Source organism: Paraburkholderia bannensis (assembly GCF_014200455.1).
Lineage (GTDB): Bacteria > Pseudomonadota > Gammaproteobacteria > Burkholderiales > Burkholderiaceae > Paraburkholderia > Paraburkholderia bannensis_A.
The window spans coordinates 227,134-252,678 of the sequence record NZ_JACHBW010000009.1 but is presented as its reverse complement, the minus strand read 5'-3'; the positions used below and the strand labels follow the sequence as shown (position 1 = coordinate 252,678).

The window sequence follows — 25,545 nt, the reverse complement described above, 5'->3', positions numbered from 1 at the left end:
GGCCTCCGTTAGCCGAGGCTCAGGTTGGTACGCGTGAAGCGCACGTAGACGAAGTACAGCACCGTGGTGGCCGCCAGCAACAGCGCGCCGAGCGAGCACGCCATGCCCCAGTTGATCGATACGTTGGTGAAATACGCCACGTAGTAGCTCACCATCTGGTCGGCGGGACCGCCGAGCAGCGCGGGCGTGATGTAGTAGCCAATCGAGAGGATGAACACCAGCAGCACACCCGCACCGATGCCGGGATAGGTCTGCGGCACGTACACGCGCCAGAAGGCCGCGAACGGATGGCTGCCCAGCGAGACGGCCGCGCGCTGATAGGTGGGCGGGATCGACTTCATCACGCTATAGAGCGGCAGCACCATGAAGGGCAGCAGAATGTGCGTCATCGAGATATACACGCCCACGCGGTTGAACAGCAGCGCGAGCGGCGACGAAATGATGCCGGTCCCGATCAAGGCCTTGTTCACCAGGCCCTCGCTTTGCAGGATCACGATCCACGCGGCCACGCGCACGAGAATCGATGTCCAGAACGGAATCAGCACGAGGATCATCACGAGATTGGCGCGGCGCTCCGGCAGCGTCGAGATCCAGTACGCGAGCGGATAGCCCAGTGCGAGTGCGAACAAGGTGACGAACACGCTGATCACGAACGTGCGGCCGAATACGGCAAGGTAGATCTGCTGTTCGGGGTCGGCGGCCACGATGCCGCCAAACGCGTCCTGCCGGTGGTCGAGCGAGGCGAGCAGATAGAACGGCGAATAGCGGCCACTGTTCTTCGCAATGGCCTGCCAGTACGCGACATCGTTCCAGCGATCGTCGAGCTCGACGAGCCTCGCATGCGTTTGCGCGGGCGTGAGCTTGAGCGGCTTGCCGTCGTCGTCGGCAAGCGGCATGGCGCGCGCGGTCTTCGCCACCAGCGAGCGGTAACCGGCGATTTCCACGTTCAGCCGGCGCGCGAGCGCGCCCATGGCATCGCCGTCCTGCACCGCCGTCAGGTCCTGCGCGAGCGCGGCATAGGCTGCATCGGGCGGCGCATGCTTGCGGTCCCAGTCATGCAGCGCGGCGACCGTATGCGGCAGCGCGGTGGCCACTTCGGGATTCTGCACGGCGCGCGTGAGCAGCGCCGCAATCGGCACGACGAAAATCAGCAACAGAAAGATCGCCAGCGGTGCGATCAGCATCAGCGCCATCGTGCGCTTCTTCGCCTGCGCGACGCGCAGTTCGCGCTTCAATCGCGCGCTCGATTCGCCTGCATTGTCGGCTACGTTTGTTGCGGTCGTCATCGTTGTCACTTCAGGTCTCCTGCACTGCCTCCGTTGCTGCGCGGCGCGTCTTGCGTCCTGCAAGCGAGGCGCCGCGCAACGGATACTTCAACGCTTCACGCGCTTACTTCGCTGCCCACGAGGCGAAGCGCTGCTCCAGTTCGTCGCCGTGATCGGTCCAGAACGTGAGGTTCTGCTGAACCGCGTTCTTGCCGTTGGCCGGCGAGTTCGGCAGGTTGTCCAGCGTCTTCGCATCGAGTGCCTTGATGGCAATCTCGTTCACCGGGCCATAAGCGATGTGCTTCGCGTACTCCTGCTGCGGCTTCGGCGACAGCGTGTAAGCGATGTATTTGAGCGCCGCATCCTTGTTCGGCGTGCCCTTCGGAATCGCCCAGTAATCCAGATCGTAGATGCTGCCGTTCCACACCACCTTGAGGTTCTTGCCCTCGCGCTGCGCGGCGTCGATACGACCGTTGAAGGCCGTGGACATCACCACGTCGCCGGCCACCAGGAACTGGGGCGGCTGCGCGCCGGCTTCCCACCACTGGATATTCGGCTTCAGTTCGTCGAGCTTCTTGAAGGCGCGGTCTTGACCTGCCTTCGTCGAGAGCACCTTGTAGACGTCCTGCGGGGCCACGCCGTCGGCCATCAGTGCGAATTCGAGGTTGTACTGCGCGCCCTTGCGCATGCCGCGCTTGCCCGGGAATTTCTTCGTGTCCCAGAAGTCGGCCCAGCTTGCGGGCGCGGTCTTGAGCTTGTCGGCGTTATAGGCGAGCGCCGTGGACCACACGAAAAATCCCGCGCCGCACGGCTGCTGCGCGGCCTTCATGAAGTCGCTCTTGTTGCCGAGCTTTGACCAGTCGAGCTTCTCGTAGAGGCCTTCGTCGCAACCGCGTGCGATGTCGCCGGTTTCCACTTCCACCACGTCCCAGTTGACGTGCTTCGCTTCGACCATCGCCTTGACCTTGGCCTGCTCGCCGTTGTATTCGACGGTCGTGATCTTCGTACCCGACTGCGCCTGGTACGGCTCGTTGAACGCCGCCTTCTGCGCATTGCCATTCGCGCCGCCGAAATTCACGACCGTGAGTTCCGCAGCGTGTGCCGCGCCAAACGAGAATGCGAGCGTGGCCGCGACCGCCGCAACGTGCATGTTGCCGATCTTCTTCATGGTGAAATTCCTTCTCCTTGGTGGTTGTCTTGCCGGGCCTTCAGCACGCGAGGCGTGGCCCGGTCGTCTTCACGCGAACACGCGCAGATGTTCGGGCGCAAACTCCAGCGCAACCGGCTGCCCGGGCGCGAAACCGGCGAGCGCCGCGGTGCCGAGCGGCACCTTGACGAAGCACTCGTCCTGTTGTGGCAAACCGCAGCGCATACGCACGTGGTCGCCGTAATAGATGAGACTGCGCGCTTCGCCCGCGATGGCGTTGGCCGCGCCGCTGCCCGCGCCATTCACACCGGGCGCGGCCAGCTTCATGCGCTCGGGGCGGATGCAGGCGATGGCGTCGGCACCGGCTTGCGCGCCGGCGACATTGCGTCCCGTGAGGCGCGTGCCGTCGGCCAGATGGATTTCGCAGAACTCGCCTTCGACCGAGGCGATCTTGCCGCGCAGGCGATTGCTATCGCCGATGAAGTTCGCCACGAACTCGTTGCACGGCGATTCGTACAGGCGGTCCACGCTGTCGAGCTGCTGCACGATGCCCTTGTCGAACACCGCCACGCGGTCCGACATGGTAAGCGCCTCGCCCTGATCGTGCGTGACGTAGACGAACGTGACGCCGAGCTTTTCGTGCAGCGATTTCAGTTCGTACTGCATATGTTCGCGCAGCTGTTTGTCGAGCGCGCCCAGCGGTTCGTCCATGAGCACGAGCTTGGGCTGGAACACCAGCGCGCGCGCCAGCGCGATCCGTTGCTGCTGGCCGCCGGAGAGCTGCGCCGGATAACGCTTGGCGAAACTCTCCATGCGCACCATCTTGAGCGCATCGTTCACGCGCGCGGCGCGTTCGCCGGCGGGCACCTTGCGCACGCCCAGCGGATACGCCACGTTCTGCTCGACCGTCATGTGCGGGAACAGCGCGTAGTTCTGGAACACCATGCCGATATCGCGCTTGTGCGGCGGCACGTTGTTGAGCAGCTTGCCTTCCAGGCGGATCTCGCCGCCGGTCGGAAATTCAAAACCCGCGAGCATCATCAGACACGTGGTCTTGCCCGAGCCGGACGGCCCCAGCAGCGTCAGGAACTCGCCCTGATAGATGTCCAGATCAAGCTGCTTCACCACGAGGGTTTCGCCATCGTAGGTCTTGCGTACGCCGCGAAAGCTGACGATCACGTCCGACTGCTTCATCGCCTGGTCTCCTGTCTTTATTCCCGTATTGCCGTGAACCGTCGATCCGGCGCGATTAAAAAAATGCTGTCTCCGGCATTAACCGGACCTGACGTGCGGATTACTATAGTCGCTTCCGGTTCCATGCAATGGAGCCATTTCATTATTCTGAATAGAGCCACTTTGTCACGGTGATCCGATGGTAATTTTGTCTGACTGGCTCGCCGCGCAAATCGATAAGACCGATGCCGAGCCGGTTTATCGGCAACTGCTCAGCCTGATGCAGCAGGCCATCCTGAGCGGCCGGCTCGCGCCCGGCGCCAAGCTGCCCAGTTCGCGCACGCTTGCGGGCGACCTTGGCATCGCGCGCAATACCGTGCTGCACGTGTACGACCAGCTGAGCGCCGAAGGCTATGTGCTCTCGACGACCGGTAGCGGCACCTATGTGGCCGATACACGCCCCGACACCGCGGCGGTCGGGCCACGCGCGCCCCGTGCGACCGAAGACGCCGATGCGCCCGCTGCGCCCGCTGCGCCCGCTGCGCCCTCATCCTGCCCGCGCGGCGACATGTCCGTGCGCGGCCAGCGCCTGATCGACGAAGCGGGTGTCTCGGCCAGGCAATGGGGCGCGTTCATGCCCGGCGTGCCCGACGTCGCCGAGTTTCCCGCGCGCACCTGGAGCCGCCTGCAATCGCGTCTGTGGAAATCGGCGAGCCACGACCTGCTCACCTATGCGCCGGGCGGAGGCTATCGTCCGTTGCGGCGCGCCTTGTCGGACTATCTGCGCGTCGCGCGCTCGGTGCGCTGCTCGCCCGACCAGATCATCATCACCACCGGCATCCATCAGTCGATCGACCTTACCGTGCGCCTGCTCGCCGACCACGGCGACCGCGCCTGGGTCGAGGAGCCGTGCTACTGGGGCGCGCGCAGCGTCCTGCAGGCGTCAGGCATCAAGCTCGCGCCCATCCCGGTGGATGCCGAAGGCCTGAATCCGCGCGACCCGGATTTGCGTCACCCGCCGCGTATGGCGCTTGTCACGCCCTCGCATCAATACCCCCTGGGCATGGTCATGAGCCTCGCGAGGCGTCGCACCTTGCTCGAATACGCGCGCCAGCACAAGGTCTGGATCATCGAGGACGATTACGACAGCGAGTTCCGCTACGGCAGCCGACCGCTCGCGTCCCTGCAAGGGCTCGACGAATCGGATCGGGTGATCTATGTGGGCAGTCTTGGCAAGCTGCTGTTCCCGGGCCTGCGCATCGGCTATATGGTGGTGCCCGAGCGGCTCGCCGCCACCTTCCGCACCGCCGTGGCGGAGCTTTATCGCGAAGGCCAGTTGATGCAGCAGGCCGTGCTGGCCGAGTTCATCATGGACGGCTATCTCACCTCGCACGTGCGGCGCATGCGTACGCTTTATGGCGAGCGTCGCCAATTGCTGATCGACGCAGTCACACGGCATTTCGGCGATGCCCTGCCGGTGATGGGCGACGAAGCGGGCCTGCATTTCGTACTCGGCTTGCCCGAGTCCAGCGACGACCGCGAGATCGCGGCCGCAGCCTACGATGCCGGCGTCATTGTCCGGCCGCTCGCCTCGTACTACCTCGGCAAGCAGCAACGCAAAGGATTACTGACAGGTTATGCCTGCGTCCCGCACGAAAACATCGATCCGGCGTTCGCCACGCTCGCGCGCGTGATCGAAAGGCATGCATTCGGCAAGCGCGCGGCGTAGACGGCGTCACGGGCGCGGGCAAAATGAATTTCTCTTCATCTTGATGCTGGGGTTGTGTTCGCAAGGCTCCGCTATCGTGCGTTCCGTGGGCGCTGTGCCCTCCTCTGAATTTTTATCAAGGAACGCCACCATGAAGATCGCTATTCAAGCTGCTATCGCCGCCACCCTGCTCGTTTCGGCTCTCGCACACGCTCAATCGGCGCCGCAAGCGGCCAATCAGGCTGGCGTGGCGGCGCAAACCGCCAACCAGGTCAAGACTGCCGGCGGCGCGTGGGTGCCGCCGTATGGCCAACCCGTTGCACAGAAGACGCGTGCCCAGGTCTATCAGGAACTGATCCAGGCGGAAAACGACGGCCAACTGGCGTATCTGGATTCGGTTGTGTACGCGCATTCGTGATTGCCGCGCGACGGCGTTGCAGCACAGGCCAGTGACGCCTGAGCGTCACGGCCGCGCATCACCGCCCCAACGACAATCGAATAACCCCCCGGTCCGATTGCGTTGAGATATTGATAAGCAGTCCCATCCGGTGCCACGACGGCAGGATCGAGATCCGGCTTGACGATGCAGCGCCAGGCGCGCCGTTCACGTTGAGCGTGCCGTGGCGAGCGGCGAGCGCCAGGGCAACGCCAAACGCCACGCCATGGTTCAAGCGATCGATCGCGCGAATGCGCACCCAGGCCGCGATTGCCACGATCGCGCGCCTGCCTCCAGCATGCCTGGGCATGTCTGTCTCCATTGTTTCGTGTTCGATTTTTATCTTCGATCGAAGGCCCCGTGTCTCGCGGCGCGAATCGCGATAGGGAGCTTGCCCGCCCCCCGGCCAGCCATCCCTTGCAAATCGCGATATGTGGCATCGCGAAACGCGCGGGCTGGTGCGGCGTTGTCTCTCTACACTTTCGCAACGCGCCCCACTTTGCGCGAATTCAAAACGAATGGAGACAGACATGCCCCCACGCCAAGGATCGAATGGCGCACTGGTGCTCGCCCACGTCGCGGGAATGATCGATCTGGTGGCGCTGCCCGTCTGGGTCAACACGCTGATCGACGGCTTCCATTTCGACGCCCAGCGCGCGGGCGCGCTCGCCACCACTTATCTCGCGTTCGCCGTGCTGTGCTCCGTGTGCGTCGCGCCGCTGTTCGCGCGCCTGCCGGGGCGGCTGGCTGCGGCGCTCGGCTTCCTGGTCGCCGCATGCGGCTTCGGCCTTGCCACGCAAGTCACGACGTTCGGCGCGATGTTCGCCGCGCATGCGGTGGCGGGCGCGGGCATCGGCTGCGGCCTGTCCGTCGTGCATGGCGCGATTGGCAAGACCGCGAATCCGCATCGCCTCTTCGCGATGGGCCATCTGGCGCTGGCCGTCTTCGGCGTCGCTTACTTCGCCGCTGTGCCGCCGCTCGTGAGCACGCATGGCGGCGCGCTGCTGTTCGTGGTGTTCGTTGGCCTGTCGCTGGTCGCGAGCCTGGCGCTTGCCGCGGCATGGCCCGCCGGGCTACAGGGCATCGATGCAAAAGACGCGGCCCGGCGCTTCACTAAAGCGCGCGGCGCACGGCTCGAACGCGGCTGCTGGAGCGCAATCGCCGGCATCGTCTTCATGGCGATCAACCAGGCGATGGTGTTCAGCTTCGCGCAGCGCATCGGCCTGGCGCGAGGTTTCGGCGCGGCACAGGTGAACGCCGTGCTGATCGCAGTCGGCCTCGTCAATCTGCTGCCGCCGGTGCTCGCCGCGCTGCTCCAGCGCCGCTTCGACGCGCGCAACGTGGCGCTGGCCGGCCCGCTCGCGCAGGCCGCGCTCGCGCTCGTGATCGGCAACAGCACGAGCTTCGCGCCCTACGCGCTCGCCGCCAGCCTGTGGGTCTTCGCGATGATTTTCACGCACACCTTCCTGTTCGGCCTGCTCGCGAAGCTGGACGCCACCGGCCGCGCGGTCGCCTATACCCCGGCGATGCTGATGGCAGGCTCGGCGATGGGACCGCTGCTTGGCGGCATGCTGATCGTGCGCTTCGGCTTTGGCGCGCTCGGCATCGCGTCTGTGTGCATCGCACTCGTCAGTTTCCTGTGTTTTGGCCGTCTGCGTGCGCTCGCCCTCGTGCAGCCGCAACTCGATCTTCCTTCGGCACATTGATTGTTCCGCTCGCGTAAGCAAGCAATTTCGCACCTATTTTTAAGGCTCCAACATGGCAGGCATCGTATTCAACAACGTTCGCGTATTCGACGGCAGCGGATCCGCGCCCTTCCCCTCGCAGGTGCGCATCGAAGGCAACCGCATCGACGCCCTCGCGGCGCCCGGCGCGCCCTCGCTCGCCCAGCCCGACGATGACATCTTCGAGGGCCGTGGCGCGACGCTGATGCCCGGCCTCGTGGAGGCGCACGCGCATCTGTCCTGGCCCAGTTCGGTCGAGAAGTTCGTGCCCGGCATGGCGCTGCCGCCCGAGGAACTCGTGCTCACGACCGCGCGCAACGCGCGCATCCTGCTCGATCACGGTTTCACCAGCGCCTATTCGGCGGGCTCGCTGAGCAAGCGCGTCGAAGTCGCGCTGCGCGAGCAGATCGAAACCGGCGGCATGCCGGGCCCGCGCCTCGTGGCGTCGTCCATCGAGCGCACGCCACCCGTCGCCGCCGACGAGCAGGCGCTCAACCCCGGCGAAGTGGACCCGCACGGCGTCGGCCCCGATGCCATCCGCGCCTTCGTGCGTTCGTGCGCGGACATGGGCGCGCGCTCGGTCAAGTTCCTGCTTTCCGGCGAAGACGCGCTGCAACCCGGCGCTTCACACCAGTTGCTCTACTCCGAGGAAGAAGCGCGCGCGGCAGGCGAACAGGCGGTCGAATCCAACGTCTGGCTCGCCGCTCACGCGCAGGCGGGCGAGGCCGTAAAAATAGCGCTGCGCAACGGCTTTCGCGTGCTCTATCACTGCACCTATGCCGACGAAGAAGCGCTCGACATGCTGGAAGCCGCACGTGAGCGCATCTTCGTCGCGCCCGCCATCGGCATCATCCAGGCGACGCTAGATGCGAACCCGCCGCCGCATTTCGACATGACGCATATGAAGCAGAGCGCCGCCGAAGTGCGCGAACTTCAGCAGCGTCTCGTGCCCGAACTGCGCCGCCGCGGCGTGCGCGTGCTGCCGGGCGGCGACTACGGTTTTCCGTTCAATCCCAACGGGCGCAACGCGCGCGACCTGCAACTGTTCGTCGAGCTGTTCGGCTATACGCCCGCACAGGCACTCCACGCGGCGACGGCGCTCGGCGGCGAACTGATGGGCCTCGCCGGCGAACTCGGCCGCATCGCACCGGGCTATCTCGCCGATCTGCTGCTGGTCGATGGCGATCCCACCGTCGATGTGGCGATCCTCCAGGACAAGCAGCGCCTCACCGCCATCATGAAGGACGGCCGTTTCCACAAGACGCCGCACGCGCTGCGCGTCACGCGTTGAAGCACGTTCAAACAAGTTGAACAGAGACCGACGATGAGCCATCACGAACTGCCCAGCGCCCAGCAACTCGCCGATCTGATCCGCTCGACCGGCGCGGTGATCAACCCGCCGCTGGTGAAAGGCTGGTACGCGCCCTTTCGCGACGCGCAATCGCGCGAGGGCGCTCAGGTCCGCGCCGATATCGCCTATGGCGACGACGAACGGCAAAAGCTCGACGTCTACCTGCCGACCGCGCAAGCCGATTCCGCGCAGACGAACGGCCGACCATTGCTGCTGTTCGTGCACGGCGGCGGCTTCGTGCGCGGCGACCGGCGCGAGCGCGCCAACGTAGGCTGGCGTTTCGCGCGCGCAGGCTTCGTGACCGTGCTGCCCAGCTACCGGCTGGGGCCGCAAAACCACTGGCCTTCGGGCGCGCAGGACGCGGCGGCCGCCTGGGCCTGGGCTCACGCAAACGCCGAAGCGCTGGGCGCCGACCCGCAGCGCATCTACCTGGCCGGCGAATCGGCGGGCGCGGCCCACGTGGCCGCGGCTACGCTGATCCAGCGTCTGCGTCCCGCCAGCGTACCCGGACCGCGCGCCGCGCTGCTGGTTTCCGGCGTCTATAACGTGCATCTGGAAAAGCTCGCACGACGCCAGTTCGGCGTGCCCAGCCCCGACCCGCGAAACGAAGCGTATTTCGGCAGCGATTTTGCGAGCTACCCGGCCATGTCCACGGTGGAACTGATCGACAGCACGCCGTTTCCGCTGCTCGTCACCTGGGCCGAACTCGATCCGCCGCAAATGCAGATCCAGGCGGGCGAACTGTTCGCGCGTCTCGTCACCCAGCACGGCTTCGATCCCGACGTGGCCGTGATACCCGGACACAACCATCTTTCCCAGCTCGAAGCGATCAACACCGTCGACGACATACTTGCGCTGACGCTGCTGGATTTCATGCGGCGCCACTGACGTACCCACCGACACCACACGCAAAACAAAAAAACACGACATGGAGACACAGACCTTGAAGGCCGTCGCTTCTTTCGCAATCCGAATCATTACGTTATCGGCAGCGCTTGCAGGTGTGGCGGATGCCACCGAAGGCGGGGGCACCGTCGTGCCGATCGGCGTGCAGACCATTGCCTCCGGCGTGCTTCAAGACCCGGGCGACTATCTGCTCAACTACAACACCTGGATCTACGCCAGCAGCTTCCCCAACAACGACGGCAAGAACTCGCTGCCCGACGGCAATCTGCGCGTGCAGGCACATTCGCTGCGTTATCTGCACGTATTCGAAAACTTCAAGATCGCGGGCGGCGACACGGCGTTCGAAATCGCCTCCGCCTATGTCGATTCGAACCTTGGCTCGCTTTATGCGAACGGTCATAACAGCGGCATCGGCGATACCTCGCTTGGGCCGTCGATCGGCTGGCATAGCGCGACGTTCCACCAGATGGTCTCGCTGCTCGCCGTGCTGCCCACCGGTTCGTATGAAGCCACGCGCGCGGTCAACGTCGGCCGCAATTACTACGCGCTGCAGGCCGACTACGCGGCAAGCTGGTTCTTCGCGCGCGGTTGGGAATTGAGCGGCATGTTCAAGATGATCTTCAACGCGAAGAATCACTCGGACGGCTATAAATCAGGCATCGAAACCGATCTCGACTACGCGCTCAACTATCACATGCCCTACGGCTTCTTTGCGGGCGCGGGCGGCTACTGGCACAACCAGCTGACCAACGATACGCTCAACGGCAACTTGGTCGATAGCAACGGCTACCGCGTTCGCGACATCGCAGTCGGCCCGCAGATCGGCTGGGGCACGCAGAAATACGGCGGCTATCTCGCGTGGCAGCATCAGGTCTATGCGCGCAACACTTCCAAGGGCGACCTGCTCTGGCTCAACGCCTTCGTGAAGTTCTAATCGCCTTCATCGACCGCTTCGAGCGCCGTCGCCGCTTCAACCAGGCGCTCGCGCAACCAGCGATGGCACGGGTCTTTCTCGCGATACTCGTGCCATTGCAGAAATTCGCGCACGGTGGGAATCGCAATCGGCGGTTCGACCAGGCGCAGCGGCAACCTCTTTGCCAGTTCGCTCGCGAAACGCCGGTGCATCGTCGCCACCATCTGGCTGCCGATCAGCGCGGGCGCGATGGAACTGAAATCCGATGTGGTCACGCGTACGCGCCGCTGGATGCCCTGCTCCTGCATGAAGCGGCTGTCGTAAGTCGGAGCGCGCGGCCAGCCCAACAGCGCTTCCACATGATCGAGACGCTCGAATTCCGCCACGCTCAGGCTCTCGCCCACCCGCTCGTTGCCGCTCCACACCACGCAGGTATAGCTGTCGTCGAAGAGCGGCAGGTTCGGATGATCGGGCGCGATGAACGGCTCCGGAATGATCAGCAGATCGTATTCGCCGCGTCGAAGCTTTTCGGCCGAGTCCTCCACTTGCGGCATGAATTCCAGCGTGATGTTGGGCGCGCTCTGTTCGATCTCGGGCAGCACGCGGCGCATCAGCACGTTGATGACGTAATCCGAGGTGGCGATCTTGAAGTGACGGCGCGCGTGCGCGGGGTCGAAGGCCGGATCGATGGCGACGATGGTCTGCACCTGCAGCAGCAGGTCGCGCACCGGCTGCACCAGTTCCCGCGCGAGCGGCGTGAGTTCGAGATTGCGCCCCACAGGCACGAGCAGTTCGTCGTCGAAGTATTCGCGCAGCTTCGCAAGCATGCCGCTGATCGCCGACTGACTCAGGTTCAAACGCTCCGCCGCTCGCGTGATACGGCGCTCGTCGAGCAAGGCGTCGAGCGTGACGAGCAGATTCAGGTCCAGTCTGTTGAAGCGCATCGCGTGCGTCTCCATGCAAAAGGCCGCCTCGTCGGGCGGCCTGTCGTTGTTCAAAGGCTCATGCGCGCCAGCTATCGTAGCCGGCTAACGCATCGCGACGCTCATCCGGCAACGCCTGGGTCGTGGCTCGCCGCGCACACCGCGGTTGCTTCGGCGTTGTCCGTGTTGTCCGTGTTGTCCGTGTTGTCCGTGTTGTCCGCGCCAGCGGGCAGCGCGGCGATCTCGGTACGGCCCAGCGCGATTACGCCCGCAGCCAGCACCAAGGCCAGCGTGAACAGCGCAAACGTCCACATCGGGTCCGGATTGATCGATGCGACGACGCCCACGATAACAGGCCCGAGTATCCCGCCTATCCGGTTCAACCCCACCGCCACGCCCATGCCCGTGCCGCGCAACTCGGTGCGATAGCACATCGCCTGGTAATTATTCATCACCGCCTGCGCGCCGAACACAAAAAAACCCGCGCCCGCCACCAGCACCATCGCGAACGGCTTGCCCAGCGCCACGGACAACGCCGCCATGAACAGGCCCGCGCCCAGATAGCCCACCACCATCGCGCGGATGCGGCTGTGCAGGCGATCGGCGAGCCAGCCCATCGAAATGCCGCCGAACACCGAGGCGATCATCACCAGCGTGCCATACCCGAACGCCGACGATACCGCCCCGCCGCCCGCCACCACCAGCGCCGGCAGCCAGCCCGTCAGACCGTGGATGCAGAACAGGCTCAGCGCGCCCGCGATCCAGTGTACGAGCGTGTTGTGACGATAGTCGCGCGAGAGCAGATCGGCGATCGAACCGGTGCGCGAAGCAGGCCGCATCGATTCGATCGCGGCGTGGCGATACACCTTGGCACGTTCCGGGCGCGCCTTGGTTAGCAACTCGCGCACCTCGGCCATGCGGCCGTGCAGTGCGAGGAATTGCGCCGATTCGGGCAACCACCGCCACGCCGCTAGCGCGACCAACGCCGAGAGCACACCCACGAAGTAGAGCGATTGCCAGCCCAGATGCGGCGTGAGCGTCAGTCCGGCGATGCCCGCAAAAATGCCGCCCGCCGAGAAACCGAACTGGAACACCCACGTCGCGAAGGTGTTGGCGTTGCGCCGGGGCGCCCATTCGTTGATGCAGGTAAGCGCGAGCGGCGTGACCATGCCCAGCGCCGTGCCCAGCACGAGCCGCGCAAGCGCGAAGGCAAGCGCGGAATGCACCACGGTCGCAAGCAGGCCACTCGCGACGGTGAGCGTCCAGAGCGCACCGAGCATGACCTTGCGCCGGCCGATGCGGTCCGCCATCAAGCCCTGCAACACCGACCCGATCGACAAACCCACGATACCGCTCGACAACATCATGCCGATCATCGCAGGCGATGGTTGCCACGCATGACGTACAAGTGGAATCACATAGGCGGCGTTGAAGAGATCGTAGCCGTCGAAGAACATGATGAACGCGACGAGTACGGCGAAGCGCAGATGGAAGCCGCCGATGCGCGCTCGCGCCAGCTCCTCCCTGACATTGATCGATGTTGCCAAGCTTGTCTCCGTGTTGTGTAGTATCCGGCACCGCCTCTTTTGGGCGGTTGACCGGGTGGGCACGCGAAGCGCTTGTTACAGCGGCTCCGCGATGCAGGTGCTTGCAACCGCTTTAGCCGTGCAGCGCCGCGTCCAGTTGCAAGAGCGAAGCGGCAAGCGTCGCCGCATCGGTTGCCACGCCATAGACATAGTGGTCGGGACGCACGATCGCCGCGCGGCATTCGTTGCGCTGGAACCAGCCCGCCAGCACACCGTCGATTTCGACGATGCGATGCGTCTGCGGCAAGACCGCCGCGTGTTGCAGGTCGCCATCGGGCGCAAGCTCGATGAATTGCACGCCGATGCGTTGCGCGGCTGCCTGCACCGCGTCCGTGACAACGTCGCCGCCCAACGTCACGATGCGCCAGCGGCCCGGAACAGCGCCGCCCGCGACGATATCGAGCAGCATGCCTTCATCCGCCTCATCGCCATGGAGCACGCGCGGCTGCGGAAACAGCGTGCCGTTGGCCGCATGCGCCGCATTCGCGAGCAGTCCCGCTTCGAGCTTCGGCACGATGTCCTGGCGCGCAATCGTCTTGATCTGGCCGCCCGCCTCGCGCAGCAAACGCGCATCGCGCTCGCGCGCCGCCACCACGTCGCGCTCGCAGATCAGCTTGCCGATCTCCTTGATGCGCGTCGTCAGCCGCCGCACGTGCAGGCCGCGTTCGGCTGCGTAGCTGTCGAGCAGCGCGCTCTGCGCTTCGCCCTGCATCACCGCGTCGAGCTTCCAGACCAGATTGACGACGTCGCGAATGCCCTGGCACATGCCCTGACCAATAAACGGCGGCTGCTGATGCGCGGCATCGCCCGCGATGAACACGCGCCCGCGCCGCCACTCCTGCGCCACCAGCGCATGAAAGCGATAGCTCGCGGCGCGCCACAGCTCGCCGTCCTCGCGCGTGAGCCAGCGCGACAGCAGCTTCCAGACTTGCGCCTCGGTCTGCATTTCGCGCGGGTCTTCGCCCGGCATCAGCATGATTTCCCAGCGCCGATGCCCGCCCGGCCCGACGATGTACGTGCACGGACGCGACGGCTCGCAGTACTGCACCGCCACCTTCGGCAGCTTCGCGATGCCGCTTTCATTCACGCGCACGTCCACCACCAGCCACGGCTCGTCGAACACCAGGTCTTCGTAGGCGATGCCGAGTTGAGTGCGCACGGTGCTCGACGCGCCGTCGCAACCGATCAGGTAATCGCAGGTGACGGTGCGCGTGTTGCCCGCATCGTCCTTGAGATTCACCGTCACGCCTTGCGCGGTTTCCTCGAAGCCGACCAGTTCCGTGCCCAGCGCTACTTCGACCGATTCAAGGGCGCTCGCATGCTCGCGCAGCGCCGCCTCCACGGGCGGTTGCGTGAACACCATGGTCGGCATATAGCCTAGCGGCCAGGGCTTGGGCACCGTGTCGATGCGCTTGATCAACTGGCCGTCCACGCCGTAATACTCCGAGGGCGGAAACACCGCCACGTGTTCGGCGATGCGCTCGACCACGCCCAGCCCCTGAAACACCCGCATGATTTCGTGATCGACGGCGATGGCGCGCGGCTTGTCGTACACCTCGCGTGAGCGGTCGACGCACAGCACCTTGCGCCCGCGCTGACCGAGCAGTCCCGCGGCCACCGCGCCGGATGGGCCGAAGCCCACCACCACCACTTCGTAATGGTTGTTCGCCGCCATCGTCATGCGCCCGGTGCGTTCTGCTCGTCCTGCACGGTGTTTTGCAGGCGGCCTACGCGTTCGATATCCACTTCGACGCGGTCGCCATGCTTGAGCCACACCGAAGGTTCGCGCGCCCAGCCCACGCCGGCGGGCGTGCCCATCGCCACCACATCGCCCGGTTCGAGCGTGAGGCATTCGCTGAGTAGCTCGATGGTTTCGGCCACGCCCCAGATCATGTCGCTGGTGCTGGCCTGCTGCATCACCTGGCCGTTGAGGATGAGGCGCAGCGTGAGTCCTTCTGCGCCCGGCGGCAGATCGTCGGCGGTCACGAGCCAAGGGCCGAACGAACCGGTGCCATCGAAATTCTTGCCGATGGTCCATTGCGACGTGCGCTTCTGATAGTCGCGCACGGAGACATCGTTGAAGCACGCGTAACCGAACACATAATCGAGCGCATTTTCGCGCTTGACGTGGCGCGCACGCTTGCCGATCACGATCATGAGTTCGGCTTCGTAGTCGAGCTTTTCCGAGACGCGCGGACGGATCACCGGATCCTCGTGCCCGATCAGCGACGAGGCGCCACGGAAGAAAATCAGCGGATAGACCGGCTTGAGATTGCCGCCCTCTTTCGCGTGGTCGAAGAAGTTATGACCGAGACAGACGATCTTGCCCGGCTCCGGCACCACGGGCGCGAGATCGAGCGAGGCATACGGCGCGCGATGCTCGCCGCTGGCGATGGCGCGTTGCGCGGCGGCGTTCAGATCGATACCGGCCTTGAGGGCCGCACGCAGATCGCTGGGCACGGAAGCATCGGCCTTGTTGAGGTCGACAACTTCATCGCCGTCGATAACGCCAAGGCGCGTGGTGTCGCCCGATCGGAAAGTAACGAGTTTCATGGTCTTTTAGATGATTCGAAGGGATTTATCTGGTATGCGAACTAATCTTAACCGGCGTGCGGCGGACGGAAGAAAATCCTCTTCTGCGCAGTCTTGAGCCTGTCCGATGGATTGCGCCCCACGCCCCATTGGTCGATACGCCCCGGTGGCCACTTCCAGTCGTCCGGGCCGCCGGTGCGATAGGAGTCGTCCACCTGCTGCACTTCGGCCGTATATTCGATAACGAAATCGAACGGCCCAAGAAAATAGGCGAAGACGTTATTGCCGGGACCATGACGGCCCACGCCCCACTCGATCGGATAACCCGCGTCGTTCATGCGGCCGCCGCCGCGCATCACCGAATCCAGATCGGGCATCACGAAGGCGATGTGATTGAGGCTGTTTTCCTGCGCGTCCGCCAGCGCGATACTGTGGTGGTCGCTCGAACAACGCATGAAGGCCATGATGCGCGTGCGGTCCGAGAGCCTGAAACCCAGCGCGTTTTCGAAGAAGGCCTGCGCCACGGCCACGTTCTCGCTATTGAGGACGACGTGCGTGATCTTGATCGGACGGTCTTTCACGCTGTCCGTATTCGCGTGGCTGCGATCGCCCGCAATAAAACGCAGCACGCGCCCCTGCGGGTCCAGCGCTTCGAGCAGCGCGCCGCCGCCGGGCATGGTCGTCGGCGCGGGACCGGACACCAGCTTGCCGCCATGTTCGACGATGGCCTGCGCAAGCGTGTCGAGATGCGCGGCTTCGGCCACGCTGAATTCGATCGCACGCACATCGGCGCGCTCGCTTTGCGTCAGCGTGAGAATGTGATGCGCCGCGCCGGTACCGCGAAAAAAGACTTTTTCCGGGCGGCGCGTGAGTTCGGTGAGATGCCAGGTGTCCGCGTAAAAGCGCGCGGCCAATTCCAGATCGGGTACGCCGATCTCGATGCCTCTGAGGCCCGTAACGAGGCACTGCGTCATGTCATGCTCCATTCCTGATGCCCAGGAATTCCCGGGCGTTGCGATAGATGAGCCGTTGCGCGGCGGCCGCGTCGAGGCCAAGCGCCTGCACGCCGCCCACGGGGTCGCGCTCGCGAAACGCAAACGGATAATCGGTGCCCAGCATCACGCGCGTATCGCCGAACGTCTCGACGAGATGGCGCAGCGTGGGCGCATCGAAGACGAGCGAGTCGTACCAGAGACGGCGCGCCTGCTCGCGCGGGGAAAGCGCGAGCGTTTCGCGCAGCGGCGCGAACACCTGGCTGGCCTGCTCCAGACGCGGCAGCAGCGAAGCCAGCGTGCCGCCGCCGTGGCTAAACGCAATCCGAAGCTTTGGACGCCTGACGATCAGATTCGAAGTAATAGCCGACGCCGCCGCCAGCCCCACATCGGTAGGAAACGCGAGCGCCTGCACCAGTTGCGCCGGCCCCACCAGGCGCTCCTTGCCCGTGGGCCGCAGCGCGTGGACGAACACCGCCGCGCCCAGCGCCTCGCAGGCCTCGAAAAAGGCATCGAACTGCGCCGCGCCAATGGGCGCGCCATTGATATTGCTGCCAATCTCCACGCCTGCGAAACCCGGCGTGCGCATCAGCCGTTCGAGTTCGCCTATCGCCATCTCGACGTCCTGCAACGGCACCGCGCCCAGCCCCACCATGCGGCCCGCGCTCGCTTCGCACATTTGCGCGATGGTGTCGTTGAGGTATTGCAAGAGCGGCAGCGCGTCGGCGGCTTCCATCCAGTAGGAGAGCAGTTCGGGCATCGGCGAGATCGCCTGGATCGCCACGTTCTGCGCGTCCATATCGGCAATGCGCTTATCCGTGTCCCAGCACAGATCGGACACCGTGCGATAGATCTTCTCGTCGATCACCACATGGCGATGGCAGGCGTGCGCGGGCTGCATCGACGGCCAGTCGCGTGGCGCACGCGCGCCCAGGTAGGACGGAAATCCGGCGGGCACGATATGCGCGTGAACGTCGATGCCGTGACAGGCGCAGCGGTAAGCGGCTTGCATCGCGTCTTGCCTCAACGGTGCGCGAGGCCGGCTGCGCGCAGGCCCTCGATGCAGATGGCCTCGTCTTCATCGCCAGTGCCGCCGCTCGCGCCAATCGCGCCCAGCACCTGGCCATCTGCCGAGACGATCACGACCGCCCCGGTCTGCGCAATGAACTTGCCGCCGTGCGCGGGCGCGATGGCGTTGAAGAACACCGGGTTGGCGCTGGCGCGCTCATGCAGCGTGCGCGTGTTGACGCCCATGCCGAATGCCGCAGCGGCCTTGCCATGTGCAATGTCCACACGCAACGGCGTGGCGCCGTCTTCGCGCGTCGCCAACTTCAACTGGCCCGCTGCGTCGAGTACCACCAGCGCCATCGCACGAAAGCCGTCGCGCCGGGCGGCGCCCAGCGCAGCGGCCGCGATGCGGTTGGCCTGATCCAGTGTCAAAGTCTGCATCTTGTCGTTCTCCTGCCTCGGTCCTGCGTTTCGATCTGTCGACGATCATAATATATACAAAACTGCGATGTCGATGATTTTGTGTATTTACATGGGGAAAACCCCATGGTTGTCGCCGACGGCGGGAATGAAAGACAGATCGGATATACTTTCACGCAAACGAAACAATGCAGAGGTGTGAACTTGTCCCGCACAGTGACTTTTCCCGCGCCACCCGCGGGCGCGGGCGGCGCAAGCGCCGCCACGCTGGCCACGAACCTGTATGACCGCATCCGCGCCGACCTGCTGGACGGCAAGCTCGAACCGGGCCGCAAACTCCAGATCGAGTTTCTGTGCGACCAGTACCAGGCCGGCCAGACGCCGGTGCGCGAGGCGCTCAACCGCCTCACCTCGGACGGGTTGGTCGAGCGGCGCGACCAGCGCGGTTTCGCGGTGGCCGGCATCAGCGCGAGCGACCTGCAGGAGATCACCAAAACGCGCTGCTGGCTGGAGGAAGTCGCCCTGCGCGAGGCCTTTGCAAGCCGCTCGGTCGAATGGGAAGAAGAGGTCGTGCTGGCCTACCACCGGCTCTCCAAGGTGCCGCGCTCGCTCAGCGAAAGCGAATACAAGGAGAACCCCGAGTGGGAACGCCGCCACCGCGAGTTCCATCGCGCGCTGATCGGCGGGTGCCAGTCGCGCTGGCTCATCAACTTCTGCGAACAACTGGCCGACCAGCTTTACCGCTACCGCCAACTCTCGGTGCGGCGCGTGTTCCCCAAGCGCCATGAGGGCGCGGAGCACAAGTCGATGCTCGATGCCGTGGTGGCTGGCGACGCCGCGCTCGCCATCCAGCTCCTCACCACGCACTACCGTCAGACCGCCGACATCATCCTCGCGGACGCCGATCTGTTTCCGCCTTCGCGCTGAGCTTCGCGCCCAGCCGCATCGCCGCCGTTTTTCCCGCTCGCTGGCAACGCCCGCGCCCCGTCTGGGGAGCGAGGGCGGGCGTTTGCGCAGGATTCTTCAAATTCCGCTCGTCGAATACACAACCTGGTGTTTTCGATAGTTTTGTATATTTTTTATTGACCGACGCTCTCCCGTACACAAAACTCCTGCTTTCAGAGAGTGCCGCATATCGACGGCACCGTTCAGGAGACGAGATGAAATTTGCACCGTTCGCCACCACGGCCCTGGTCACGGCCGCCGCCACGCTGGGCGCATCCGGCGTCCACGCCCAGTCGTCGGTCACGCTCTACGGCATCATCGATACGGCGATCCAGGTCGCCAATACGGGCGGCCGGACCGTCGTGCGCGAGGCGTCGAGTTCCGTCGCGCCCTCGCGCTGGGGCTTCTTCGGCAAGGAGGATCTGGGTGCGGGCTATACCGTGGTCTTCAAACTGGAAAATGGCTTCAACGCGAACTCAGGCGCGATGGCCAGCAGCACGGCGCTCTTCAATCGCGAGGCGTGGATCGGCGTGCGCGGACCGTTCGGCCAGATTCAGGCGGGCAACAACTACACGCCGCTGTTCCTGAGCTACGTGACCTATTCGATCGGCGAACTCAACGCGCTGGCGTGGGGCAATGCCACCAACAACTATGTGTTCGTGCCGGTCGCGCGCACCGCGAATTCGCTGCGCTACGCCTCGCCGGAAATCGCGGGCTTCACGCTGCGCGCGCTGTATGCACGCGGCGCGAACGGGTCGAGCGGCGTGCCGGCATCGCTGGGAGACACGCTGTCTGCGGGGCTGAACTTCAAGGCGGGGGCGTTTTCCGCCGATGTCGACTATCTGCAGCAGCGTTTCGCACCCACCGCCACGCTCACCACGACCACGCCGGTCGCCACGGGCCGCTACTACCTGATCGGTGCGTCGTACGATTTCGGCGGGCTGAAAACCGCCGCGCTTTACCAGATGCATCGCAACGCCACCGGCGTGAACAACTCGATTTCCAGCGCCTACGCCACACCCAATCACGACTTCTACGAAGTGAACGCACTGATCCGTCACGTTGCGGGCGGCTCCTTGCTCGCAAGCTTCGGCCAGTACTGGCTGCGATCGGGCGGCGACGGCCACGCGCTCTCGTGGGCCGTACGCTACGACTATCTGCTGTCCAAGCGCACGGGCTTCTACGCGGGCGTGGCGGGCGTGCGCAATCACGGATCGACGGCTTTCACGGTCACGGATGCAGCAGGCCCCGGCATCGCCGTGGGGGCGGGCAAGAACATCACGACGGAAATCATCGGCCTCGTGCACAACTTCTGATGGGCGGCGCGCGGGCCTCGCTCAGAAGCAACGGCGTATGCCCGCCGTCACGAGCGTGCGTCTGATTCCGGTTAAACCCATATGCGAAACATCGCAGACCGAATTTTGAAAAAGCGGTTGCCGTGGGCGCGGCGCACGGCTAATCTTGTGGCGTTCTCACACGCTGCATGGAAGAGATCGTTCTACCGGAACGACGCCGACGGAGCAACCGCCCCGGAAACTCTCAGGCAAAAGGACCACGCAGCCGGAACATCTGGAGAGCGGCGCACCGTCCTGGTGGCGCCCACCGAAGGGGAGCCATGCGCGTCGTAAGCGCGCGGGCGAAACTCTCAGGTACATGGACAGATGGGGCATCGGCGCCGGTTGTAATCGGCCGGCGATGCCCACTGCGCTCAAGCGCGCAGTCACTGCACTCTGGACCATGTCATGTCACGAATCGCCGTTATCGGCGCCGGCATTACCGGCGTCACTACCGCCTATGCACTCGCACGGCGCGGCCATAGCGTCACCGTCATCGATCGCCACCGTTACGCTGCGATGGAAACATCGTTCGCAAACGGCGGCCAGCTTTCCGCGAGCAATGCGGAAGTCTGGAACAGCCGCGCAACCGTGTTCAAGGGCCTGCGCTGGATGATGAGGCGCGACGCCCCGCTGCTGATGAATCCTCGCCCCAACTGGCACAAGTACAGCTGGATCGGCGAATTTCTGCGGCAGATTCCGAATTACCGCAGCAATACGATCGAAACCGTGCGTCTGGCGATTGCCGCGCGCGAACATTTATTTTCGATTGCCCAACGCGAATCGATCGATTTCAATCACGAACAGCGTGGTATTTTGCACTTCTATGCAACCCGCAAGGAATTCGACGCTGCGACGAAAGTCAATGCGCTGCTGCGCGAAGGCGGCCTGGATCGGCGCGCCGTCACGCCCGACGAGATCCGCGCAATCGAGCCAACGTTGCAAGGCGACTTCTACGGCGGCTTCTTTACCGAATCCGATTCCACCGGCGACATTCACAAGTTCACGCGTGGCCTTGCGCTGGCCTGCGAGCGACTGGGCGTCGCGTTTCAATACGACACCACGGTGCAATCGATCAGCGAGGCACAACACGGCACGGTTTCGATCGCCACGTCACGCGACGCGCTGCCTTCGGTTTCCACCTTCGATCGCGTGGTGATCTGCGCGGGCGTGGGCAGCCGCGCCCTGGCTGCGCAAGTGGGCGATCACGTCAATGTGTATCCGGTGAAGGGCTATTCGATTACCGTCTGTCTCGACGATGCGCGTAGCCAGGAGTGCGCGCCGTGGGTGAGTCTGCTGGACGACGCCGCGAAAATCGTCACGAGCCGCCTGGGTGCGGATCGCTTTCGCATTGCGGGCACAGCGGAAATCAACGGCGCAAATCGCGACATCCGTTCAGACCGGATCGAGCCGCTGGTGCGCTGGGCGCGCACGCACTTCCCGTCGATCTCGACTGCGCGCGTGATTCCGTGGGCGGGACTGCGCCCGATGCTGCCCAGCATGTTGCCCAGGGTCGGGCGCGGCAGGCAGCGCAACGTGTTCTACAACACGGGGCACGGGCACCTCGGCTGGACGCTGTCGGCGGCCACGGCAGAATCCGTCGCCTTGCTGATCAGCGACGATATCGCCGATGCTCGCTCACCTGTCGTTGCGCCTGCAACCACCGTGACCGCGCGCACTAGCTGATCGAAACGGCGCGCAGTTCGTCCAGTTCCCTGCGCGCCGCCTCCAGGCGGTGCACCAGCGCCGCGTTGGCGGGCGTGATCGGCATGCGAGTCTGCGCCGACACGCCGCCGCCCAGCGACAGCATCGCCTTGATCGCGCTGGGATTGGGCGCGGCGAATAGCAGCTTGAGGACCGGTTCGAGCCGTACGAACAGTTGGCTCGCGGCCTCTTCTTTTCCGCTGATGAAAAGACGCTGCACTTCGTCCAGCAGATCGGCGCTCACATGGGCGCTCGCCAGAATGCCGCCGGTCGCGCCCGCACGCAGGCATTCGAGAAACGCATCGTCGGAGCCGCACAGCAACGCAATCGGCAACTTGCCGAACGCGGCGAACCGCTCGCGTGCGCAGGCCTTGATCGCGCGGACATTGGGCAAGCCCGCCAACCCGGCGACCGTTGTTTCCGCGAGCCCGACTCCGGTGCGATGCGGCACGTCGTAGAGCACGATATCGCGTTCGGTCGCCTGGGCAACCTGCCGGAAATGCCAGAGCAAGCCCTCCTGATCCGGGCATAGATACGCTGGCGCGGAAACCAGATACCCGGCCGGCTCCCAGACCTCCAGACGATGGACTTCGTCAACGAAGGCCGCGGTGTCGAGGCCGCCCACACCTGCCACGACCGGCACACGCCCCGCGACCGTTTCCGTGATCGCCTGCATGACTACACTGCGTTCGCGGTGGTCGAGCAACGCGGCCTCACCCGTCGTCCCCAAGGCAACGATTCCTGCGATGCCGCTTTCCACGTAGCGCTGCGTCAGCGCTTCGAGCGCGGATACATCGACCTCGCCGTCGCGAAACGGCGTCACAAGCGGCAGCCAGATTCCCGCGTACATATCAGCGCGCCTCCCCGTCGGCACGCGCGCGCAGCGCGCTGATCGTCGCTTCCGGCACCGCGCCCAGCAGCGTGTGCAAGGTGAAACCAAAATCCTCCGGCGCGATGTCGAGGCGAACCACGATCGAATCGCCGCGCTCGGCCGTGCGCGTCACGTAGACGCCGAGCGCCGAGTGCAACAGCCCCGCCAGATGCGTGCGCGATTGCGCCAGCGTTTTGCCGTTGAGCGCGATATCGAGCCAGGCGCGCGGGGCGCGAAACGGCAGGATCGTCGCGGATGGGCGACGTGCGACGGAGGCAGAGGCGGAAGCGGAAGCGGCGGAACGCGAGTCGGGGACCGCGAAGGATGGAGCGAGTTGCATCTGATCGGGCACGGGATACGTGCGTTGTGGCGATGAAACCAGCGTATCGGGCTTTGCGTAAACCAGGCGTAAAAATTGCGAGCGTTATTGCAAAGACCTCGCGTTATACGGCGCGTTTACCGTGAGGCCCGCCAATCCTTGCGCGCCGTTTATTCGCGATTTAATAGCATCGCTATTTCCATATCACCACTCTTTCGGGGGATTGATGGCCATCACCATTCCGAGGCATACGCACCGTTCAGGTGAAAACGCGCTGCAGCGCGGGTCGATCGAAAGCCGGCAGCTCGCGCGCCGACGTCTGGGAGCGCTTGCCGTGCTGGGCGCGATTGTGGCGCCTGGCTTGATCGCGCTGGGCGCGCCCGTGATCGGACTGGGCGTATGCATCGCCACGCTGGTGCCGTTGATCGTCAGCGTTTGATGTGCGTGGTAACCTCCTGGCGGCCGGCCATTGCCATTGCGACCGGCAAAGCATTCAGGAGCGCACATGAACAAGCACGATCTCGAAGCCATGTCGGCCTTCCGCTACGACCTGCGCAAATTCCTGCGCGCCTCGGAAGAGATCGCCAACGCCGCCGGCATCACGACGCTGCAATATCAACTTCTGCTGCACGTCTGCGGCTTTCCTGACCGTAAGTGGGCGACGGTGGGCGAACTCGCCGAGCGCCTGCAAGCCGCTCCCAACGGCACGGCGGCGCTGGTTTCGCGCTGCGAGGCAGCCGGGCTGGTGCTGCGCAAACCCGACCCCGCCGACCGCCGCCAGGTGCAGGTGCATCTGACGCCCAAGGGCGAGTCCTTTCTGCTCGAACTCGCGGCCCAGCACAAGGCGCTCTACGGCGCATTCCACTGGGTCTTTGGCGAGCAAGCCGGGTAAGCACCGCGCGGGAATTCCAGCGCCGCCGTCGCGGTTTATGTCACAATATGCCATAAACCGCATTTTCCCAGCGCGCTCATGCGAATTCTGACCCTCATCGACCGCCGGTCGATCCAGCGCAGCCAGCGCCGCTGGATGTATCTCGGCATCTTCTGGCTCGGCGCGGTCGTCACCGGCCTCGTGGCCGTGCTTTACGCACGCCTCATCGATTACGGCTACGACCTGTTCCTGCGCAGGACCGCGCATGCGGCGTGGCTGCCGCTCATCGTCACGCCGGCGGTTGCGGCGCTGGGCGTCTGGCTCACGCGCCGATGGTTTCCGGGTTCGGAAGGCAGCGGCATTCCGCAGGTCATCGCGACACTGCACGATGTGCGCACGCTGGGTCCGCGTCTGCTCACGCTGCGCATCCTCATCGGCAAGATTGCCCTGTCGTTTCTGGCGATTCTCGGCGGCTTCACCATCGGTCGCGAAGGTCCGACGATTCACGTGGGCGCGGCGCTGATGTTCAGTCTGCGGCGCTTCTATCCGGCACGCCTGCGCAGCATCTACGGCGTCGGCCTCGAACACAAGCTCGCTCTCGCGGGCGCGGCAGCGGGCCTTTCGGCGGCGTTCAACGCGCCGCTTGCGGGCGTCGTATTCGCCATCGAGGAACTGACGCGCAGCTTCGAGCAACGCACCAGCGGCGTGCTGATCACGGCCATCATCTTCGCGGGCGTCGTGTCGCTCGCCCTGCAAGGCAATTACGTTTATTTCGGCACCATCGCCATCGACGGGCACTTCCCCAACCTGCTCGCGGCGGCGGTCGTGCTGGTGGGCGTGTTGACGGGGATCGCGGGCGGGGTGTTCTGCTGGCTGCTGCTCAACACGCCGCGCTGGATGCCCGCGCGGCTGATTTCGTTGCGCGCGCAACGTCCTGTTGCGTTTGGCGCGGTGTGCGGATTTTTTATCGCCGTGATCGGCGTGGCGAGCGGCGGTCATTTGTTCGGCAGCGGCTATGCGGAAGCGCGCAACATGCTCGAAGGGCATTCGCAGCTCAGCGCGGCGTATCCGCTCGCCAAGATGGCGTCGATGGTGGGATCGTATCTGCCGGGCACGCCGGGCGGTCTGTTCGCGCCGTCACTGGCGATTGGCGCGGGGATGGGCAATGCCCTGCATATGGTGTTCGGGCAGATGCAGTTGCCGATGCTGATTGCGCTCGGCATGGTGGGCTATCTCGCCGCCGTCACGCAAAGTCCGATTACGGCCTTCGTCATCGTGATCGAGATGATCAACGGGCACGCGCTGGTGCTGTCGTTGATGGCGACGGCGCTGATCGCCAGCCAGGTGTCCAAACTGTTTGCGCCGCCGCTCTATGAAGCGCTGGCGCAGCGGTATCTGCGGCATTGAACGTGGTGGC

General features: G+C 64.7%; 25 protein-coding genes and 1 riboswitch. Of the genes, 12 read left to right on the top strand and 13 right to left on the bottom strand.

Features of this window, described 5'->3' with window-relative positions:
• Positions 1-8: 8 nt before the first annotated feature.
• The 3 genes from F4827_RS17110 to F4827_RS17100 form a co-directional block, all read right to left on the bottom strand.
• Positions 9-1,286: an ABC transporter permease gene (locus F4827_RS17110; RefSeq protein WP_183725200.1), complete on the bottom strand. Its 1,278-nt coding sequence runs from the start codon at positions 1,284-1,286 to the stop codon at positions 9-11.
• Between the two features lie 103 nt (positions 1,287-1,389).
• The gene (locus F4827_RS17105; RefSeq protein WP_260175265.1) at positions 1,390-2,415 is read right to left on the bottom strand and encodes an ABC transporter substrate-binding protein; all 1,026 of its coding nucleotides are present in this window, start codon (positions 2,413-2,415) and stop codon (positions 1,390-1,392) included.
• Between the two features lie 87 nt (positions 2,416-2,502).
• Positions 2,503-3,606 carry an ABC transporter ATP-binding protein gene (locus F4827_RS17100; RefSeq protein ID WP_183725196.1) on the bottom strand — a complete coding sequence of 368 codons (1,104 nt, stop codon included), beginning with the start codon at positions 3,604-3,606 and terminating at the stop codon, positions 2,503-2,505.
• A 178-nt stretch (positions 3,607-3,784) separates the two neighbouring features.
• Here F4827_RS17100 and F4827_RS17095 point away from each other — a divergent pair, with 178 nt between their 5' ends.
• Both F4827_RS17095 and F4827_RS17090 read left to right on the top strand, forming a co-directional pair.
• On the top strand, positions 3,785-5,314 hold the full coding sequence (locus tag F4827_RS17095; RefSeq protein WP_183725194.1) for a PLP-dependent aminotransferase family protein: 1,530 nt from the start codon (positions 3,785-3,787) through the stop codon (positions 5,312-5,314).
• Positions 5,315-5,444: 130 nt separating this feature from the next.
• Entirely contained in the window at positions 5,445-5,711 is a 267-nt protein-coding gene (locus F4827_RS17090) for a DUF4148 domain-containing protein (RefSeq protein ID WP_183725191.1), read from the top strand.
• 58 nt (positions 5,712-5,769) lie between these two features.
• Here the strand turns inward: F4827_RS17090 and F4827_RS17085 are convergent, their stop codons facing one another.
• Positions 5,770-6,039 (bottom strand): hypothetical protein, encoded by a 270-nt coding sequence (locus F4827_RS17085; protein WP_183725189.1) that lies wholly within the window; start codon positions 6,037-6,039, stop codon positions 5,770-5,772.
• Between the two features lie 220 nt (positions 6,040-6,259).
• On the opposite strand from F4827_RS17085, the gene F4827_RS17080 reads away from it, so the two are divergent.
• The 4 genes from F4827_RS17080 to F4827_RS17065 are packed head-to-tail and all read left to right on the top strand — an operon-like array spanning position 6,260 to position 10,644.
• The gene (locus F4827_RS17080) at positions 6,260-7,435 is read left to right on the top strand and encodes an MFS transporter (RefSeq protein ID WP_183725187.1); all 1,176 of its coding nucleotides are present in this window, start codon (positions 6,260-6,262) and stop codon (positions 7,433-7,435) included.
• Between the two features lie 52 nt (positions 7,436-7,487).
• On the top strand, positions 7,488-8,744 hold the full coding sequence (locus F4827_RS17075; protein ID WP_183725185.1) for an amidohydrolase family protein: 1,257 nt from the start codon (positions 7,488-7,490) through the stop codon (positions 8,742-8,744).
• 33 nt (positions 8,745-8,777) lie between these two features.
• Complete coding sequence (locus F4827_RS17070) at positions 8,778-9,692, top strand: alpha/beta hydrolase (protein ID WP_183725183.1); 915 nt, start codon at positions 8,778-8,780, stop codon at positions 9,690-9,692.
• 40 nt (positions 9,693-9,732) lie between these two features.
• Positions 9,733-10,644 carry a transporter gene (locus tag F4827_RS17065; protein ID WP_183725180.1) on the top strand — a complete coding sequence of 304 codons (912 nt, stop codon included), beginning with the start codon at positions 9,733-9,735 and terminating at the stop codon, positions 10,642-10,644.
• Here the strand turns inward: F4827_RS17065 and F4827_RS17060 are convergent.
• The 7 genes from F4827_RS17060 to F4827_RS17030 form a co-directional block, all read right to left on the bottom strand.
• On the bottom strand, positions 10,641-11,567 hold the full coding sequence (locus F4827_RS17060) for a LysR family transcriptional regulator (protein ID WP_183725178.1): 927 nt from the start codon (positions 11,565-11,567) through the stop codon (positions 10,641-10,643). The two genes, F4827_RS17065 and F4827_RS17060, sit on opposite strands and share 4 nt — an antisense overlap.
• Before the next feature lie 101 nt (positions 11,568-11,668).
• On the bottom strand, positions 11,669-13,093 hold the full coding sequence (locus tag F4827_RS17055) for an MFS transporter (RefSeq protein WP_183725176.1): 1,425 nt from the start codon (positions 13,091-13,093) through the stop codon (positions 11,669-11,671).
• A gap of 112 nt (positions 13,094-13,205) precedes the next feature.
• Positions 13,206-14,813, bottom strand: coding sequence for a bifunctional 3-(3-hydroxy-phenyl)propionate/3-hydroxycinnamic acid hydroxylase (locus F4827_RS17050; RefSeq protein ID WP_183725174.1), 1,608 nt, complete (start codon positions 14,811-14,813; stop codon positions 13,206-13,208).
• The gene (locus tag F4827_RS17045) at positions 14,810-15,685 is read right to left on the bottom strand and encodes a fumarylacetoacetate hydrolase family protein (protein ID WP_183725172.1); all 876 of its coding nucleotides are present in this window, start codon (positions 15,683-15,685) and stop codon (positions 14,810-14,812) included. Before F4827_RS17045 ends, F4827_RS17050 begins: the two co-directional genes overlap by 4 nt.
• A gap of 47 nt (positions 15,686-15,732) precedes the next feature.
• Positions 15,733-16,638, bottom strand: coding sequence for a VOC family protein (locus F4827_RS17040; protein ID WP_183725170.1), 906 nt, complete (start codon positions 16,636-16,638; stop codon positions 15,733-15,735).
• A 1-nt stretch (position 16,639) separates the two neighbouring features.
• Entirely contained in the window at positions 16,640-17,668 is a 1,029-nt protein-coding gene (locus F4827_RS17035; protein ID WP_183725168.1) for an amidohydrolase family protein, read from the bottom strand.
• 11 nt (positions 17,669-17,679) lie between these two features.
• A complete protein-coding gene (locus F4827_RS17030; RefSeq protein ID WP_183725166.1) occupies positions 17,680-18,105 on the bottom strand; it encodes a heme-binding protein in 426 nt (141 codons plus the stop codon).
• Positions 18,106-18,282: 177 nt separating this feature from the next.
• Here F4827_RS17030 and F4827_RS17025 point away from each other — a divergent pair, with 177 nt between their 5' ends.
• The 3 genes from F4827_RS17025 (at position 18,283) to F4827_RS17015 (ending at position 22,049) form a co-directional block, all read left to right on the top strand.
• The gene (locus F4827_RS17025; protein ID WP_199124193.1) at positions 18,283-19,011 is read left to right on the top strand and encodes a GntR family transcriptional regulator; all 729 of its coding nucleotides are present in this window, start codon (positions 18,283-18,285) and stop codon (positions 19,009-19,011) included.
• A gap of 233 nt (positions 19,012-19,244) precedes the next feature.
• On the top strand, positions 19,245-20,345 hold the full coding sequence (locus F4827_RS17020) for a porin (protein ID WP_183725161.1): 1,101 nt from the start codon (positions 19,245-19,247) through the stop codon (positions 20,343-20,345).
• A 158-nt stretch (positions 20,346-20,503) separates the two neighbouring features.
• Positions 20,504-20,594: riboswitch (glycine riboswitch) on the top strand.
• Between the two features lie 177 nt (positions 20,595-20,771).
• Positions 20,772-22,049, top strand: coding sequence for a D-amino acid dehydrogenase (locus F4827_RS17015; protein ID WP_183725159.1), 1,278 nt, complete (start codon positions 20,772-20,774; stop codon positions 22,047-22,049).
• On the opposite strand, the gene F4827_RS17010 is transcribed toward F4827_RS17015, so the two are convergent.
• Both F4827_RS17010 and F4827_RS17005 read right to left on the bottom strand, forming a co-directional pair.
• Entirely contained in the window at positions 22,042-22,917 is an 876-nt protein-coding gene (locus F4827_RS17010) for a dihydrodipicolinate synthase family protein (RefSeq protein ID WP_183725157.1), read from the bottom strand. The two genes, F4827_RS17015 and F4827_RS17010, sit on opposite strands and share 8 nt — an antisense overlap.
• Before the next feature lies 1 nt (position 22,918).
• Entirely contained in the window at positions 22,919-23,278 is a 360-nt protein-coding gene (locus F4827_RS17005; protein ID WP_183725155.1) for a hypothetical protein, read from the bottom strand.
• A 205-nt stretch (positions 23,279-23,483) separates the two neighbouring features.
• On the opposite strand from F4827_RS17005, the gene F4827_RS17000 reads away from it, so the two are divergent.
• The 3 genes from F4827_RS17000 to F4827_RS16990 all read left to right on the top strand — a co-directional run bounded on the left by F4827_RS17000 (position 23,484) and on the right by F4827_RS16990 (position 25,535).
• Positions 23,484-23,696, top strand: a complete 213-nt coding sequence (locus F4827_RS17000) for a hypothetical protein (RefSeq protein WP_183725154.1) — start codon at positions 23,484-23,486, stop codon at positions 23,694-23,696.
• A 66-nt stretch (positions 23,697-23,762) separates the two neighbouring features.
• On the top strand, positions 23,763-24,149 hold the full coding sequence (locus tag F4827_RS16995) for a MarR family winged helix-turn-helix transcriptional regulator (RefSeq protein WP_183725152.1): 387 nt from the start codon (positions 23,763-23,765) through the stop codon (positions 24,147-24,149).
• 78 nt (positions 24,150-24,227) lie between these two features.
• A complete protein-coding gene (locus F4827_RS16990) occupies positions 24,228-25,535 on the top strand; it encodes a chloride channel protein (RefSeq protein ID WP_183725150.1) in 1,308 nt (435 codons plus the stop codon).
• The last annotated feature ends 10 nt before the right edge of the window (positions 25,536-25,545 follow it).

Bases quoted from the DNA above. Each gene is read 5' to 3' on its own strand.
- F4827_RS17075 (WP_183725185.1), top strand. From the start codon at position 7,488: ATGGCAGGCATCGTATTCAACAACGTTCGCGTATTCGACGGCAGCGGA.
- F4827_RS17110 (WP_183725200.1), bottom strand. From the start codon at position 1,286: ATGACGACCGCAACAAACGTAGCCGACAATGCAGGCGAATCGAGCGCG.
- F4827_RS17060 (WP_183725178.1), bottom strand. From the start codon at position 11,567: ATGCGCTTCAACAGACTGGACCTGAATCTGCTCGTCACGCTCGACGCC.
- F4827_RS17040 (WP_183725170.1), bottom strand. From the start codon at position 16,638: ATGACGCAGTGCCTCGTTACGGGCCTCAGAGGCATCGAGATCGGCGTA.
- F4827_RS17020 (WP_183725161.1), top strand. From the start codon at position 19,245: ATGAAATTTGCACCGTTCGCCACCACGGCCCTGGTCACGGCCGCCGCC.
- F4827_RS17105 (WP_260175265.1), bottom strand. From the start codon at position 2,415: ATGCACGTTGCGGCGGTCGCGGCCACGCTCGCATTCTCGTTTGGCGCG.
- F4827_RS17005 (WP_183725155.1), bottom strand. From the start codon at position 23,278: ATGCAACTCGCTCCATCCTTCGCGGTCCCCGACTCGCGTTCCGCCGCT.
- F4827_RS17090 (WP_183725191.1), top strand. From the start codon at position 5,445: ATGAAGATCGCTATTCAAGCTGCTATCGCCGCCACCCTGCTCGTTTCG.
- F4827_RS16990 (WP_183725150.1), top strand. From the start codon at position 24,228: ATGCGAATTCTGACCCTCATCGACCGCCGGTCGATCCAGCGCAGCCAG.
- F4827_RS17030 (WP_183725166.1), bottom strand. From the start codon at position 18,105: ATGCAGACTTTGACACTGGATCAGGCCAACCGCATCGCGGCCGCTGCG.
- F4827_RS17010 (WP_183725157.1), bottom strand. From the start codon at position 22,917: ATGTACGCGGGAATCTGGCTGCCGCTTGTGACGCCGTTTCGCGACGGC.
- F4827_RS17065 (WP_183725180.1), top strand. From the start codon at position 9,733: ATGGAGACACAGACCTTGAAGGCCGTCGCTTCTTTCGCAATCCGAATC.
- F4827_RS17085 (WP_183725189.1), bottom strand. From the start codon at position 6,039: ATGCCCAGGCATGCTGGAGGCAGGCGCGCGATCGTGGCAATCGCGGCC.
- F4827_RS16995 (WP_183725152.1), top strand. From the start codon at position 23,763: ATGAACAAGCACGATCTCGAAGCCATGTCGGCCTTCCGCTACGACCTG.
- F4827_RS17000 (WP_183725154.1), top strand. From the start codon at position 23,484: ATGGCCATCACCATTCCGAGGCATACGCACCGTTCAGGTGAAAACGCG.
- F4827_RS17070 (WP_183725183.1), top strand. From the start codon at position 8,778: ATGAGCCATCACGAACTGCCCAGCGCCCAGCAACTCGCCGATCTGATC.
- F4827_RS17100 (WP_183725196.1), bottom strand. From the start codon at position 3,606: ATGAAGCAGTCGGACGTGATCGTCAGCTTTCGCGGCGTACGCAAGACC.
- F4827_RS17080 (WP_183725187.1), top strand. From the start codon at position 6,260: ATGCCCCCACGCCAAGGATCGAATGGCGCACTGGTGCTCGCCCACGTC.
- F4827_RS17050 (WP_183725174.1), bottom strand. From the start codon at position 14,813: ATGACGATGGCGGCGAACAACCATTACGAAGTGGTGGTGGTGGGCTTC.
- F4827_RS17015 (WP_183725159.1), top strand. From the start codon at position 20,772: ATGTCACGAATCGCCGTTATCGGCGCCGGCATTACCGGCGTCACTACC.
- F4827_RS17095 (WP_183725194.1), top strand. From the start codon at position 3,785: ATGGTAATTTTGTCTGACTGGCTCGCCGCGCAAATCGATAAGACCGAT.
- F4827_RS17045 (WP_183725172.1), bottom strand. From the start codon at position 15,685: ATGAAACTCGTTACTTTCCGATCGGGCGACACCACGCGCCTTGGCGTT.
- F4827_RS17035 (WP_183725168.1), bottom strand. From the start codon at position 17,668: ATGCAAGCCGCTTACCGCTGCGCCTGTCACGGCATCGACGTTCACGCG.